This is a genomic window from cyanobacterium endosymbiont of Epithemia turgida isolate EtSB Lake Yunoko (assembly GCF_000829235.1).
Classification (GTDB): domain Bacteria; phylum Cyanobacteriota; class Cyanobacteriia; order Cyanobacteriales; family Microcystaceae; genus Rippkaea.
In genome coordinates, this window is record NZ_AP012549.1 from 79,761 (window position 1) to 96,002 (window position 16,242).

The following is a 16,242-nucleotide window of genomic DNA, read 5'->3' on the forward strand; positions in this document are numbered from 1 at the left end:
ACTATATAATTATAAAATTATAATCTTAATAAGATATTATCTTTAACCTTTAAAGTAGCTAATTTATTTCTGTTTAAATTGCTTTTAATTCAATATTTATACTGCTTATATTTGCCATCATTTTTACTCTCTATTAGTTTATATTATTATTTTTTAGTTAATTACTTAAAGTTGTATTATGTATAAATCATTAACTGTTGAAACAGTAATAATTGGTTGTTTTAACTCTAGAACAAATCAATCGTAACTCTTCCAGATTAGCTGTGAAAAAATAATAATCAATAAAAAAAAGCTGAGAGTCTTGACTTATAAGATTTACAGCATATCAGAAAATTTTTTATAAAAATTAAGTTTTTGAAGTTACAGAATACAGTCAAAATCATAGTTTTGGACATTATTAGCTACTGATTTATCATTCTGAGTTGACAAGATCCATATATTGTTTTATATCTAGCACGTCTACCCAGCAGTTCTTATCATTTACTTTATAGGCTAAATCCACTATTTATTGAGAATAAACTCCTTCACATAAAGAGGGAACTAAATACTTTCCTTGATCAATACTTTTTCCCCAACGATCAACGACTCGAATAAATAGTGCTAATCTTCCATCGGTAAAGAGTTCAGGGAATGCCAACTGTTTAATAATTTCAACTTCTGTGAGGGATTGACCTGCAGGAGCAGCTTGTAAATGAAAGCCATGAATATAATCTTTTAGGTTATTACTTCCTAAGACTAAAGTACCATGATCGCCATATACTTCACTTATACCCAATGTCCGTGTCCATTATTAAGTTAACGAACTGAGGGATACTTGACAGGGTACTCCATCATTCAGTTCTAACATCAATAAAGAAGTGTCATCAGTATTAACCGGCTTTAACTTACTATTATCTTTAGGATCAGGACGTTCTTTAATTGCAAAAATTATTTGAGCTGATAATCGTTTAAAAGGTCCAAATAACCAGTGAATATATATACTCGAAACAATGGGAGCCAAGTGTCCCTAAAACTCCTCCTCCTTGATCTCAAGGGGAATACCAATTCTAAGCAAGTTCTGGGTTTGCGCGACTCGCCACTAACCAATCAATCTTAATTAGGCGAATTAGTCTCACATAATTTTATTGTAAGTATTTTTATAAAAGTTGCCACTTAGGAACATAACGAAACTCAAAATATGTTGTGACAACTAATTTTTTTTGTTGCGTTATGATGATAAAGTTCTTTTGCTTCTTGCGCTGACATCGCCATAGGTTTTTCTAACAGTAGATGTTTATCTGCTTCCAAAATTTATTTACCCATTTCTTAGTGAAGCAACAGAGGTTCAGAAAGACTAACAGCATTGATTTTACTTAGAGATAAGAGTTTTTAAAAATTATCAAAAACATAGGGGATATGGTGAGAATCTGCTATGGCTTTGGATTTTGGTAAATCATGATTGTAAATAGCAATTACCTCGGTGCTAGAATGGTGTTTTAATCCTGGAATATGGACAGCTTGACTAAAACCGGTTGCGATAACAGTGACACGAATAGTTGACATAATCCCCGTTATAATCGAAACTTAAAATGTTACATGACAGTTTACTATCTATTTTTTAATAACTGCTCCAGTTTGTAACCATATCATGACTTTGAATTAAAAAATGAAGTATCTTATTGTATATAACCAAAATCTTCATGATGATTTTGTATAACTTTAAGCATTGAGATATTTGCACATATCTCAATGCTTAAAGTTATTTGAATAACTATTCACACTCAAGTAGAAGATAACTACGATGAAGTAGTAATTTCACTATGAGCAATCTGTACTAACTTCAATTAGAATGACAAAGATATCTATTTTATAAACTCGGGTAAATAGTCTATGAACTCCGTTGATAACGAAGTCCTTTTTATAGTCTTACTTACTTCATTTTTTTCATTATTTATAATGATTTCTCTGGTATTTTAAGTCTATTGTCATGATAACTCACTTAACTTTTTAGAAACTGATTGAAGCTCAGCTTTTACGCTTACAAAACTTCATAAAAAAAGCAAGATAAGATATAAAAGTAATAGTTACAGTTTTTTTATGCAAGAGGGGAAGAACCTAAAACTTTTTATCAAGTAAGTTCTACAAAAGTTAGTTTGGCAGCACGGGGGAGTCCTCACTCTAGTTTCTTTTGTAGGAGGCAGAAAAATTGGGGAGATTTTAAACAAATAAAATAGGCTAGATAGAGCAATTTTATTACATGAACTCGATCTTCTGGTGAGAAATAACATTCTCTATTACCATTAACCACAATAATTAACCAGTTAGGAGTAGCTGGAAAAATTTTAGCCGCTTACTTATCTGAAAACACTAGAGAATGGGAACACGATCTTTCTTTTTCTTGAATAATCTTTATGTAAATTATTTTTCTAGTTATATTTTCTGATAGATTTAATCAATCTATAATTTTTAAAATTTTTTATCCTCTTGAATTTTAACATAATATTTGTACTTTTGTTCTCGTTATAGAGAAAATTTTTAGCATTAGTTGACTTTAATGTTTCTTATTCCTCTAATCTTATTAGCTTAATTCTTAGCTAAAGTGGTATTTAATAAGCACTCTTTTGTAACCACCTTATTTTAAAATTAATTTAGCTATCAACTTGTACTTTAATTAATTCAATTTTCTTGTTAGTCCTTTTTACTACTTTCTGGAGAGTTCTATTTTTAAAATATATACAATTTTGTAATCCATCTGCTTATTATCTAATAACTATTCTCCTCTTTTATTGAAAAAATATTTTCTTAGACTAAAAAATATTTTTATTTTTTATCTTAGCTTTTTCTTGTTTACTATTTAATAGTATTTTTTTAGGTTACTTTTAAGTCTTTTTGTTGTTCTTTATTTTATACTTTTTTTGCGGGGTTATTGATAATTTGTCTGTATTTATGATGTATTTTTTTTACTTCTATTTTGGTATTATAAAATATTTATTTCAATGCCTTGAAAACCATATTTTAATAAAATTATGCTACTACCTTTTTATTTATTTTCATAAAAAGCCATACGTTTTCTACCTTGTATACTCAACTAAGGCTGCTGTATCATTTTTTTCTTTAAAAATAAGTTATTTCATCTTTACTGAGTAACATAATCTCTGCTTGGCTGTAAAAATAAGTATTTTATAGATCAGTAAACAGAAAAAACTTAGACTTTAATTATGCTAATCTATTTAATTTAAAAAAGTAATAAATCTTAAGTAAATTGTAGGTTATATTACGCTTTACTAATAAAAAAACCTTATGTATATTCTTAATTATAGCGTAAGAAAAATCATAGTTTAACTTATAAACAATCAAAAGTTCACCTAATGTGCCCTACTTGGTATTTTTTTCTCAAAAATTTATTAACCAGCAGATAGTTAATAATATTTATGGGTTAAAAAAGGTACTTTTATTACTTTTCCTCGTGCTTTTTCTATTTGAATGCTTAATTCTACTCCTCCTGCTTTGGTGCTAATATAAGCTAACCCAAAAAAACTTTGATTAATCTCAGTACAACTTGTCAAAATTCCTACTTTTTTTCCATCCAAAATAACTGGAGTTCCTGGAATAATCTCTTGACTCAACTTAACTCCCCATAGTCTTTGTTTGACTCCTTTATAGGTATTTAGACGAGCAATGGTTTCTTGTCCAATATAACAGCCTTTTTCAAAGGAAATGGCTCGCCATAATCCTGCTTCTAGGGGATTATAATCTTCAGTTAATTCCTTATCAAAAAGCGGTCTTCCTTGTCGTATTCGTAATTGTTCCCACACGCGATCTCCGATAGGAATAATTCCTAATTGTATTAATTGCTCCCAAACAGTTTTGGCTTGATTGATTGGAACAATTAAGGTATAGCCGGGGATAGCTAACCCACTTCCTACAGCTATCCTCATAGAAGCCTCTCCTATAGCCGTTAAACAATGACTTTCTGGTAGAAGTTCAGCCAAACCATTAATCCCCCCTTTTTTTAGAAAGGAAGTACATTCGGAACCAATTAAGGTAAAAACAATATTTTGATCGGAAACATCTGTAATTTTTACTTTATCCATAGGAAAGATGTACCGGTCTATCCACTCCATCAAGAAGTGACGACGGTTTGGGGAAACCAAAATCAAGATTGAGTCGTTTGTGACGTAAACTGTAACCAAATCAATGATTCTACCAGTAGAATTGATAAAAACGGTGTCACACGCTAGTCCTGGCTTTAATTTATTAATATTATTGGTAGTTTGATTATGAAGGAAACGTAAGCGATCATCTCCTGTAAGTTTTAGAAGTCCCCAATGACTGCGATCATAAATAACCGCTTTGCTATAAGCTGTTTCAAATCCTTCACTATCATTGCCAAAACTACCGATTCTTGTTTTATTTTCTGTTAAAGTTGTCTCTGATTGTCTTTGAATTTTATGTATTTTTTGTCTCATAATTGATAATAAAATTTGATACTAAATTAATAAGTTAGTTTACTAAATATTTCCATTGTAATTCGTTGTTATTTTATATATCGTTACCAATTGACTTCTCCTGTTTCATTAAAAAATTAATATTTCTGATCGTATCAACATTACAATCCTACAATTTTACTTCAATGAAAGCTAACTAAACATTTAGTTTAGAATATTTTATTAAATAAGTCAAATATGGTTATTAACCATATTTGACTTATTTAATAAAATGCTTTTTAACTTAATTTTGACAATTGTTTACTTAAGTTATTCATCACCCAGATAAAAATAGGTTGAATGATAACTTCTACTTCTCGTAGATTCTCTATTATGCTAAATATAGATTTTATTGTTAACATCGGGGTTTCCTCTATATCGACGTCAAAAAACATTATAATGCTAGCCTAGCGGTGTTTCTCTTTTTTAAAAAATGACCGAACAACAATTACATCCAAGATTTTATTGGTTTTATATCATTATTTCCAATATTTTCCTAATCTTTATGTTGAAAACTCCAGCTGATAGTCAATTCTCATCAGAGGTTAATCCTATTCAGGATAGTTCGCTTGAAAATACCTTTGATTTACCACAAGAAATTATTGAAGATAGCCCAGTCTTAAAAAGATGGTTAAATAACATTCCTAATATTTTATATGATATTTATACTGATCCGAGTTTTCGAACACGTGTGGGAATAGGATACGCAGAATTTCCTTCTACTGAACATGATGGAGGAATTAATATTACGGTTGATGATATTTTCATTGGGAAAACTGGTTTGACAATTAGCGGTGACTATCAAACTTCTTTTGGAAGAAGAGATGCAGGAGGGGTTAACTTACAATATTATTTGTTGCCTTTGGGAAATTATATTAATGTTGCTCCTATGGTAGGATATCGTTCAATCTCCACTAATAACTATTCTGAAAGTGGAGTGAACATTGGAGGTAAATTGTTTTTTCCCTTATCACGTACTGGCGCATCTGATATTTCCTTGTCTCACAGTTTTATCTCTCCTGGTGAAGATAATGAAGTAGGGATTACAACGCTTTCTTTTGGTTATGCAATTACTAAAAATATTCGATTGGCTACAAAAATTGAAAGACAAAATTCACAGGTAAAAAAAGATAGCAAAATTGGCGTTATATTTGAATTAATACCATAGTTTAATACTATATTTTGAAATAAAAATGGTGAAATAAATTATTAAGCAATAGACCACAATGAGAACCTATTTACAAGTTTTACGATTATTTTGGACAACATCAGTTACAGCAGAATTAGAATATCGATTTAACTTTATAATTGCTATGGTTAGCAGTTTTGCTAATTTGATTGGAAGTTTATTTAACCTATTCCTATTCTATGGAACAGGTTATACCTTTCATGGATGGACCTGGGACGAAGCAATGATAGTGGTAGGAATATTTACTTTCTTACAAGGTATTTATACTACTTTTTTAGTCCCTAATCTAAATCGAATTGTCGAACAAGTAGAGAAAGGAACCCTAGATTTCGTGTTACTGAAACCAATTAGTAGTCAATTTTGGTTGTCTTGTAGAATTTTATCTCCTTGGGGATTTTCAGATTTGGTTTTTGGGGTAATTATAATTTTCTATTTTAGTTCTAAACTATCTTTACATCTAGGAGACTATATACTCAGTTGTATAACAATAATTTTGGGCATTACCATTTTGTATAGTATTTGGTTTATCTTAGGAGCAACCAGTGTATGGTTTGTCAAAATTTATAATGTGACTGAAGTTCTAAGGGGATTATTAGAAGCAGGTAGATATCCCATAAGTGCTTATCCTAAGATCTATCGTTTTTTCTTGACTTTTGTAATTCCTATTACTTTTTTAACCACTGTTCCGGCAAAGGTACTTTTAGGAAAAATTGAAGGTTTATGGATTTTAGGCGCAATACTAATAGCATTATCTCTATTATTGATCTCTCACTATTTATGGCAATTTGCTCTTCGTTTCTATACTAGTGCTTCTAGTTGATTTTTACTTTATAAACAAGGACTTCTTCTACTGCTAAAAATATACAATAACTTTATTGTAATTTAAAATATAAGCTACAGTTATCCCGATGTGACTTACCCTCTGAACGGAATTAACTTATCAGTTCAAGAGGAGAAGAGAGTTGCCATAATTGGAGCAAACTGATCGAGAAAATTCACTTTACAATTTCACCTCAATGGAATTTTTCTACCTCAGTTAAGAAATATTAAAGTAAGGTAGTAGGAAGTTAATACTCAAAATTTTACCAAGATCAGAAATTTTGTTGGTTTAGTTTGTTAAAATATCGATAATCAGCTATTTATACCTACTGTGTGGGATGATATCGGTTTTAAACCGAAAAATGGTGGTATAAAGGGAAACCCCTGTAATTAAGAGTTTGAGAGGCTATGGAAGCGGTAAAAATAAATCCCAGAATCTATAGTTTAAGGAGCGCTGATAATTTATCAGAAGGAGAAAAAAAGCGGGTAGCAACTGCCGGAGTTTTAGCCATGCAGCCTCAAGTGTTAGTGTTAGATGAACCTTCTTCCCAACTTGATCCCTGTTCTCGACGCTATTTAATTGGCTTGCTACAGACTTTTTCTCTAACTCAATTAATTGCTACCCACGACCTTAATTAATTTAGCCTGGGAATTATGTGAGCGCACTATTATCTTAGGCAAGATCAGATTGTCTATGATGGTGATACAGACAGGATAATGAGCGATCAAAACTTTTTAAAGAAACAGGACTTAGAAACCCCTCTCATCTCAGTTACAGTCGCCCCTACTGTAATTTAGGAGACGCCCCTTAAGTGAGTACAGAAAAGGCGAAGTTGAAATTTATGCTCTTAGAGTGGAAACATACCATAGTTACCTCGAGTCATTGTATATTGTTAAACCTCTGCCTGCTCTATAAAATGCTTTAACCTCGAGACAGAATACAGAAAAAGTTTTTAAGCAAGAGTTAGCTGTGTTCTGTTGATAGAGTGTTCAAGATTAATAAATACAGTTGCAGCTTTTGTTTGAGTAATTAGATTTTTCAGCTACAAACGCTTAATTTAGTATTTAATTAGCATTTTTTAGGTGTTAAAAGTAAAAATTTTTTTAAAATTAGGATACCTAGATAAGATGAAAAGCTATCAAGGTCAATAGAAAATAAAAGTAGAAAATTATAGATTAAGTTCAACTATTTTAAAATAATTGTTTAGTTTTACGAAGGGACTCGATTAAGTTATTCAATAAATTATGATTATGAAATATACAGGATTGTAAGTCTTCTGCTGACAATCTTGAAAAATAGCCTAGGGTAGGCTTCACCTATATTTTTACAAACTACAAAAAAGTTTAGGTTTAGCTTGTACTAAGTTATTTTTTTAAAAAATGGGGTGAAATGACTAAAATTAGAACACACAAGCGTTAAGCAATCTTGTCATCGATTCGCTTGAACCGACCCAAGTAGAAAAAATATTTTCTAGGGTGACAACAAACTGTTTCTGGTTAGAGATTTTCGCAATTGCTCTCTTCAAGAAGTCTTGGTTACTCTTCTTTAAATAAGATACTATCTATCTCTATAACTGTACTTCTAGAATGAGTTTTGTGGACATCGTTGATCTAACTTTGACTCTAAGGGTTTATAACTTTGTTTCTCAAGAGTTACGTGCAGCAGAAGACTTCGAGTTCAAGATATTCTACACTAAGAATATTTTTCTTATTACAAAAGTTCACGAACTCTGATGGCTTTTTTAGAGAAACCCAAGACTTTATCTTCCTTTGAGGAGGCACTTTCCCATAGTAACGCGCTTTCATGTATATGTTGCCAGTGAACGTGATATTGAATGAATCTACCGGTTTTGCGTGGTGGTCAGACAAGCAAGCTTAATTAGCCTTTCTGGTCAACTTCTTGGTATTCATGTTACTTAACTTACGCCAGTAGATTTGGTGTGCTATTGTTGATATGTTGGTATTTTAAAGTTCTGTTCTTTGGCGGTGCTTATGAAGCCATAAAGTAAAATGGTGATATATCAAATCTTCGACATTTTAATTCTACAAGATGACAATAGAGTTACAGAGCTTAAAATTCTATAGATTTAGTTATCATGGAATAAAGCTTTAGACTGTCACTAACTATTCAGTTGAGCGCGGCTAGATTTTCAGCTAAAACTTTAACAATTGTCTATAAGAAGTAATATAGACTAATTTACCTATTTTTAGAGTAAATTAGTCTGAAGCAAGTCACTATACTTTCTCTTCTTTTTTTAAAATAGGTTGAAAATTCTAACATCACTAAAATTTTGTGTTCTATGCAGTTTAAAATCTATTTTAGGGTGTCTTCTCAAGAAGAATGATCAATTATATTAGAGAATAGAACCTCACACTGCCATTGCGTTTTTAATCAAAAATTAATCCTTTGAATTGACTAAGAATGTTGCAAAAATTAGGTGCTATAGTCAAATAGATTTGCCAGAGAATTATCATAGTAGACGCAATTGTGATGCTTAATTTCTCTTTTAAGTTAATGTTAATGACCTTTAAGGGCAAGCTTTTATGTGCTTTTTCTCTTTACAAGAGATATCGTGTTGTTAGTACCGCCCCTGTCGACGTTCTTTGGCAGAAATTAATTAATTTGGCTGATGTTTCTTGGCATCCCCTATTCTCAAAAACAAATGTCCCTTTGGGACTAATTGCGAAACCAGGGTTGATTTATCAAGTAGTAACACGCCTCACCCCCATCCCCATTCGTCTATTTGTAGAAAATGTAAGGCCAGGAGAATTATTAAGTATGCGAGTTTTAGCTATTCCAGGAATTGAACAGAAAATCACTTATCAAGTAGAGTCTACTCTCTGCGGGTCTTATATTTCCTATTCAGTGACTTTACGTGGATGGCTATCTCCATTGATCTGGTGGCTTATCAAACCCTATTCTGCTCGTGTCGCCTCTGAGTTAGCCAATGCGGCCGAAAGATTAGCTTAATCCTCTTTGCTTAGTTAAATGCACCAAAGTTGAACTAATCGTAGTTTAATCTTGCAAGTCGCTGTTGAATGTGAGCCAGGTAGATTTTGTTGTCAATAGCAACTCTTGGGGATGGTAATTTATTATTTGGCTAACCGGGCAAGTTAACACATAAGGCACACAGGGGAAGTACCTCCAGAAATAGCGACAGGACAAGACATCCCACACCTTGTCTATTCGACTAGCTCCCACTCGGGATTCAATAGTTGTTGAATAGTTTGTTCAGCACCCTCCAGATAACAATCAGCATCTATGGCGAAGATCTATTGCTAGTAGCTTCCGAAGTCATATCTATAAACCTTTCTGTGGTCAGCAGTGCAACCTCATGCTAACACCTGTATTGTTTTTCATCATTCTTTGTAATTTTATATTTACAATGATTCTCTTCTCAGAGGTTCGCCAAGTTAACCTAAGTTAACTTGGCGATTGCCCCCAGGTGTCGGGTTAAATTTCCTAGGCGATCACAAAATGTACGTCTTAAGGGGAAAGTTGGAATGACTCCCCATCCTGCCTCCTCAGCTACTAAAACAACATCTACCGGGGTCGTTTCTAAACGGTCTAAGAATTGAGCCATCGTCTTTATCCAGGTCAAACCATCTTGTTCTAGACAATTGGACACCCAGGTTTCTAGAGAATCAATCAAAAGACAATGAGGCGGCGTAACTGTTTCTAATATAACTGATAAGTAATAGGGAACTCGTCGGGTTTCTCAATGGGGAAGACGACGTCCTCGATGGCGAGTAATCCTTTCTAGCCATTCTGGGTCCTGGGTATTATCTAAGGCTGTAGCGATATAAATAACAGGCTTCTTAGATTTTTCAGCCAGGGTTTCAGCCCACTCACTTTTACCTTAAGGGGTAGGCCCAGTTACTAAAATAATTTGTTGGTTTTGAAGCGGTTCTAAATCATTTACCATAATAACTAGAATTGCTTTGAAATTTTAGGACTCAATAAATTCCACAAAAAAAGTATATATTCCATGATCGATCATCCTTTTAGCTTGAGATAAAGCGGTATAAAAATTAGCCATTGTCTCAGTGACAAAAATAAAAAGTACCGGACGTTATACCCAAAGAATCTATCTTAAACCTGGAGATATTTCGAAGTCAGTTAAAATAGTATGAATATTTATCATGATTTTATTTTAATATTAATAATTTAATTAATATTAAAAAATATAATTTATTTTAGTTTAGCACTAATAATTATTAATTCTTGCTCTTTATTTTTATTTTCATAAAGTAGACAAAAAATAAATTAATTATATCCAGGGTTTTAAGATTTAATAATAAGTGTGTAAGGTTTGCTTATTTATTGTTAGCCTTGAACACCATAAATCATAAAAAATAATTAGCAAAAAATGACAACTAACTTATTAAAAACTTTTTGACTTTAATTATACTGTATTTATGTTAACTTTAGCAACCTTAAAGCAAGTAATTTTAGTCTAATTATAGGGTTAATCTACGATACTATAACATTGTTGATAATTTCTGATAACGCAATATAAATTCTTCGATGTTTAATCATAATGATTGAAAGTTAACTATGATGAATTCTCGATTTGGTATATAGTGTAGGTTCAACTATAATTTAGTTAACAAGAAGTTTTTTTCACCACTAGGCTAATTGATTTGGAGTTGATGGATGTTTTCCAAGCTTTAATACTTTAAAATCAGCTGATGTACTTGCAAAACTTGTCTACGGACTTGACTTAAGGAAGTTGACACGTAGAATATTAGCTCTAGATTAAATTAATCACAATTGAGCGTAATTTGTATAAAACAACCTATTTATTAAGATTTTTATTTAAATAGAAATTATTATATCTAATAAGTAAATTAGTAAAATACTAGGCATGATATGCTTAAATAATTTATATAAATTTTAGCTATATTTTTTAGACAGTTGTTTATAAAAAATTTTTTATATAACCAGATTAATAAAAAAATAAACATAAGTTTTATGTATTTTAATAGGTGACAATAGCGGAAAAAATAATTAAAAATATTTTTTTGAAATAGAAATTAAGCTGCAATTATATTTGTTATAATTTATCTTATAAGTTCTCTTGTCGGACCAGTTTATTTTAATAAAAAAGAAACCACGCAAACAGTTGTTAACGTTGGTACGAACAAGGGAATAAAAAATAACTCACCTTCTGTTTCGTAATTTTAGTGAGATTTAAACTTTGTTACAGTTAATTTTGTACTTTATCTACTACAATAATAGTTTTATTTCTTAAAGCAGATCGTCACTCCATTTTTAATAAAATTACGCTAAGTGAGCACTCTTTACTACGTAAAAGGTTTAAAATTTACTTTTAACTTCCTGAGAAAGGTTATTTAAAGTTTCTCTAAGATTTAATGTATTTATCGTTGATCAATACATTAAATTGCAGCGCATGGATACCGCAATTACGATTTATTATAAGAGAGGTTGTTAAATTTTTATGCTGAGTAAGGCAACATTACCAATACGGTTAATATAATTAATTTATTCAATTTCTTATGCTCTGTCCTCTAGGTTTTTATTTTTTAAGAATTATTCCAGGTCAGCATTCAATTTGGGCTAAAAGTGGTTATAGTTATAACCTGTAGAATCAATTTATTCTATGATAGAAAGACAAATGGGGTGATGAGAGATAAAGATTTTTTTAACCAGGCTTAGATACTCTCATAACAGTAGTATTTAAAAGTAAAATTTATCTAGAAAGATAATAAAAATGTACAGTAAAAATTAATAATCGTATCCTTTCCTTTCTTCAAAAATCCCTCTGAAAAAAACTCAATTACTTTCAGTATATAAAATTCAGTATCTCGACTTTTCGACAATTTTGGTCTTATTTTTTCTGTCGACTACCTCATAACAAGACTATAAACTGCTACGATCCTTCATTTAAGATGTAGTTAGTAGTCAAAACCTCGATGTTACAAACATATAACTTAAATTTAACTGCGTGAGCACATCTTTATAATTCGAAAAGCGGCACTAGATTTTATGGTTAAAATTAGGGTTTAAGTGCGCTTAGCAAGATTAAATTCAGCTAAAATCGCGAAGACCATAGCAGAACACTTTTAAAAAATACTAGGATATCAGTTGTTATGGCGAATTATATTAATTTTTTTTCTACAGTCTTTTCATTAATCAGAGGCTAAGCAATCGTTCTAATCTAAGTAAATTAGAGAATAATCTTACAATTTATGAGTTTATCTACTCAATAATTGACTCAAGTTGCTTAATAACTGCTTTTTATCCATTTATTCTTTTATTTATGTCTCAAACAAAAGTTTACCAAACTTTAATGTGGTGTTGTTGATTTACAATTACTTAGAGGCTCACATATATGAAATAAAAATTAAAGTGTAACTAGAGCTACCAACTAACAAAAAAAATGATCTACAAATATTCGCATAATTATCCATATTCATAAAGTACCAATTGTGGACATAGTTAAAGAAAAAAGAGGTTTAAATGCTGATTTCTGACTTTTGACTTCTGAGTTTCAATTACTGCCTTGTTAAGATACTGTTTAAAGAATTGGGGAAACTAAAAATCCAACGTTAGACTAAAAAACGTTAGATTAATTAGGGTGCACTGCTACGCAGAAGGCGAAAAGTAAATAGCCATCAGGCAAAAGTTGACCATAACAAAGCTTCAGCTTTTACCAATGTCTAGTCAACCAATGCCTTATGCAATAGCAAAAACCCTTTTTGATAAAAACCAAGTAGATTTGGTAGCAGTTATATGACGAAACGTACCTTTGCTGTAATCGGTTTAGCCGTGATGGGAGAAAACCTAGCCCTTAATGTGGAGAGTCGTGGTTATCCCATTGCTGTTTACAACCGTAGCCGCGAGAAAACAGACAAATTCATGAGTACCCGGGCCGTCGGCAAAGATATAAAAGCGGCTTACTCCCTAAAAGAATTAGTCCAAATCTTAGAACGGCCCCGTAAACTTCTGGTGATGGTTCAAGCAGGACAACCTGTTGATTACGTCATTCAAGACTTAAAACCTCTCCTTGAAAAAGGAGATATGATTATTGATGGCGGTAACTCTCTCTATGAGGATACCGAAAGACGTACCCAAGAATTAGAATCCACCGGACTTGGTTTTGTAGGAATGGGTGTTAGCGGTGGAGAAGAAGGTGCCTTAAAAGGACCTAGCTTGATGCCTGGGGGTACAAAAGCTGCCTATAAAGAACTCGAACCCATTTTTACCAAAATTGCTGCCCAAGTAGATGATGGCCCGTGTGTCACCTTTGTGGGACGAGGTGGAGCTGGTCACTATGTAAAAATGGTGCATAATGGGATCGAATATGGCGATATGCAATTAATTGCTGAAGCCTATGACATCATGAAAAATGGATTAGGGTTGAGCAATGAAAAGTTGCACAATGTCTTTAAAGAATGGAATACTACTGATGAACTTAATTCTTTTCTCATTGAAATTACCGCCGATATTTTCAAATACAAAGACCCAGAAACCGGAAACCACCTAGTAGATCTCATTCTCGACTCCGCAGGACAAAAAGGAACCGGACGCTGGACCGTGATGACTTCCTTAGAGTTAGGGGTTCCTATTCCTACTATGTATGCTGCGGTAAACGCACGCGTCATGTCTTCGTATAAAGATGAACGAGTAGCTGCATCAAAAGAACTACCTGGACCCAGGACTAAATTCGAAGGAGATGTCAAGGCATTTGTTAACAAAGTAAGAGATGCTTTGTACTGTTCTAAGATGTGTTCTTATGCTCAAGGAATGGCCCTAATTGCTAAGGCCTCAGCAGAGTATAATTACGGGGTAAGTTTACCTGAATCCGCTCGTATTTGGAAAGGCGGTTGTATCATTCGTGCTGGGTTTCTTGATAAGATTAAAAAAGCATTTCTTGATAACCCCACCTTGCCTAATTTGTTATTAGCTCCTGAGTTTAAGCAAAGCATCTTGGATCGTCAAGAGGCATGGCGCGAAGTGTTAATGTTGGCTAACAAGTTGGGTATTCCTGTTCCTGCTTTTAGTTCGTCTTTAGACTATTTTGATAGTTATCGTCGTGTTAGTTTGCCTCAGAATTTGACCCAAGCACAAAGGGATTATTTCGGGGCGCATACTTACGAACGTATTGATAAACCTAGAGGCGAATTTATCCATACTGAATGGGCGGCTCAATAGTAGATTTTTCCCCTCGTTTATTAACTAAAAAAACTCTCCCAAGAGAGAGAGTTTTTAGTTAATAAACGAGGGGGCATAGCTCACCTTACCTGAGACTACATAGAAAACTGTGTTGTAATACGTTTCATAGCTTCTTCTATATTCTTCCGACTATTGAAAGCAGAAATCCTGAAATATCCTTCTCCTGCGGCACCAAACCCAGATCCTGGAGTTCCCACAACATGAGCAGTTTGCAGTAATTTATCAAAAAAATCCCAACTTGAGAGATTGTAGGGTGTTTTTAGCCAAATATAGGGAGAATTGACGCCGCCATATACTTTAAACTTTGCTCTTTTTAGTTGATTGCAGATGATCTGAGCATTTTCTAGATAAAAACTGACTAATTTCTTTACCTGCGCTTTTCCTGTATCGGAATAGACTGCTTCTGCTCCTCGTTGTACGATGTAGGAGACTCCATTAAATTTGGTACACTGCCGACGGCTCCACAGTTTCCATAATTCTATATCTGACTCATCAGAGACTTTAGCGGTAAGTGTTTTGGGAACTACTGTGAAGGCACAACGAGTCCCTGTGAATCCTGCATTTTTAGAAAAAGACCTAAATTCGATTGCACAGTCTTTTGCTCCTTCAATTTCATAGATGGAATGGGGGAGACTGTCATCAGTGATAAAAGCTTCATAAGCAGCATCAAAAAAAATGATAGACCCTCTAGCTTTAGCGTAGTCTACCCAGATTTTGAGATAATCTTTGGTGGCGGTTGCCCCTGTGGGATTGTTAGGAAAGCAAAGATAGATCAGATCGACTTTCTGACTAGGGATGTCTGCAATAAAATTATTCTCTGCACTGATCGGAAGATAAACTAAACCGTCATATTCTCCTTTGTCATTGGCTTTCCCCGTATGACCAGCCATGACGTTTGTATCAACATAAACGGGGTATACAGGGTCGGTAACAGCGATTTTGTTATCCCTGCTAAAAATATCAAGAATATTTCCTGTATCGCATTTAGCCCCATCTGAGACAAATATTTCTGAGGCATCTATATCACAATTCCTTGCTTGGAAGTCATTAGCCGCTATCTTTTCCCGTAACCAGCCATAACCTTGTTCTGGTCCGTAGCCTTGAAAAGTTGCGCGATCACCCATATCTTCCACCGCTTTAATCATGGCAGTGCGACAAGCTTCGGGCAGAGGTTCTGTTACATCTCCGATACCCAGCTTAATGATATTGGTATTAGGATTGGCTTCGGAAAAATTTTTTACCCGTCTGGCAATTTCAGGAAATAAGTATCCTGCCTTAAGTTTTAAGTAATTTTCGTTGATAGTCGTCATGTTTATTTTTATACAAATACTTTTTATTAAGCTTACACTGTGTCAAAAATTTTAAAGATAGTTTCAAATGTTATGGGTGTTCTGTTAACGTAAATTCTTAATGATTTAAAAACTTAAAAATTGTTTAAACCATTAAGAATTTACTTGTTGTCAATAAAAATACAAAATTAGTAGATCTTAAATTATACTAGACTTTACTATATTTTAGTGCTTCAGGTCCTCAATATTTAAATCAAAATGCGATGAAGTTGATAATTA

General features: G+C 32.8%; 7 protein-coding genes and 3 pseudogenes. 5 read left to right on the plus strand and 5 right to left on the minus strand.

The features are described 5' to 3' along the window. Window positions 1-412 precede the first annotated feature (412 nt). A pseudogene (locus tag ETSB_RS00200) lies at window positions 413-1,542 on the minus strand (Gfo/Idh/MocA family protein). 1,856 nt (window positions 1,543-3,398) lie between these two features. After that, window positions 3,399-4,448, minus strand: a complete 1,050-nt coding sequence (gene ygfZ / locus ETSB_RS00205) for a CAF17-like 4Fe-4S cluster assembly/insertion protein YgfZ (protein WP_044105538.1) — start codon at window positions 4,446-4,448, stop codon at window positions 3,399-3,401. A gap of 523 nt (window positions 4,449-4,971) precedes the next feature. Here ygfZ and ETSB_RS00210 point away from each other — a divergent pair. The 3 genes and pseudogenes from ETSB_RS00210 (at window position 4,972) to ETSB_RS00220 (ending at window position 7,286) form a co-directional block, all read left to right on the plus strand. Then, window positions 4,972-5,634, plus strand: coding sequence for a hypothetical protein (locus tag ETSB_RS00210; protein WP_232509893.1), 663 nt, complete (start codon window positions 4,972-4,974; stop codon window positions 5,632-5,634). Between the two features lie 58 nt (window positions 5,635-5,692). Further along, window positions 5,693-6,475, plus strand: coding sequence for an ABC transporter permease (locus ETSB_RS00215; protein WP_044105544.1), 783 nt, complete (start codon window positions 5,693-5,695; stop codon window positions 6,473-6,475). Between the two features lie 69 nt (window positions 6,476-6,544). After that, window positions 6,545-7,286 (plus strand): annotated as a pseudogene (locus tag ETSB_RS00220) (energy-coupling factor ABC transporter ATP-binding protein). Window positions 7,287-7,874: 588 nt separating this feature from the next. Here ETSB_RS00220 and ETSB_RS10415 read toward each other — a convergent pair. Continuing rightward, window positions 7,875-8,000: a hypothetical protein gene (locus ETSB_RS10415; RefSeq protein ID WP_269763970.1), complete on the minus strand. Its 126-nt coding sequence runs from the start codon at window positions 7,998-8,000 to the stop codon at window positions 7,875-7,877. A gap of 962 nt (window positions 8,001-8,962) precedes the next feature. Here ETSB_RS10415 and ETSB_RS00225 point away from each other — a divergent pair. Beyond that, window positions 8,963-9,445, plus strand: coding sequence for a hypothetical protein (locus ETSB_RS00225; protein ID WP_044105547.1), 483 nt, complete (start codon window positions 8,963-8,965; stop codon window positions 9,443-9,445). A gap of 448 nt (window positions 9,446-9,893) precedes the next feature. Here ETSB_RS00225 and ETSB_RS09045 read toward each other — a convergent pair. Further along, a pseudogene (locus ETSB_RS09045) lies at window positions 9,894-10,322 on the minus strand (bifunctional adenosylcobinamide kinase/adenosylcobinamide-phosphate guanylyltransferase); the annotation flags it as partial. A 2,909-nt stretch (window positions 10,323-13,231) separates the two neighbouring features. Between ETSB_RS09045 and gnd the strand changes: the two are divergent. Further along, a complete protein-coding gene (gene gnd, locus ETSB_RS00235; protein WP_044105550.1) occupies window positions 13,232-14,653 on the plus strand; it encodes a decarboxylating NADP(+)-dependent phosphogluconate dehydrogenase in 1,422 nt (473 codons plus the stop codon). Window positions 14,654-14,748: 95 nt separating this feature from the next. Here gnd and ETSB_RS00240 read toward each other — a convergent pair whose 3' ends face one another. Further along, window positions 14,749-15,984 carry an LL-diaminopimelate aminotransferase gene (locus tag ETSB_RS00240; protein WP_044105553.1) on the minus strand — a complete coding sequence of 412 codons (1,236 nt, stop codon included), beginning with the start codon at window positions 15,982-15,984 and terminating at the stop codon, window positions 14,749-14,751. Window positions 15,985-16,242 lie beyond the last annotated feature (258 nt).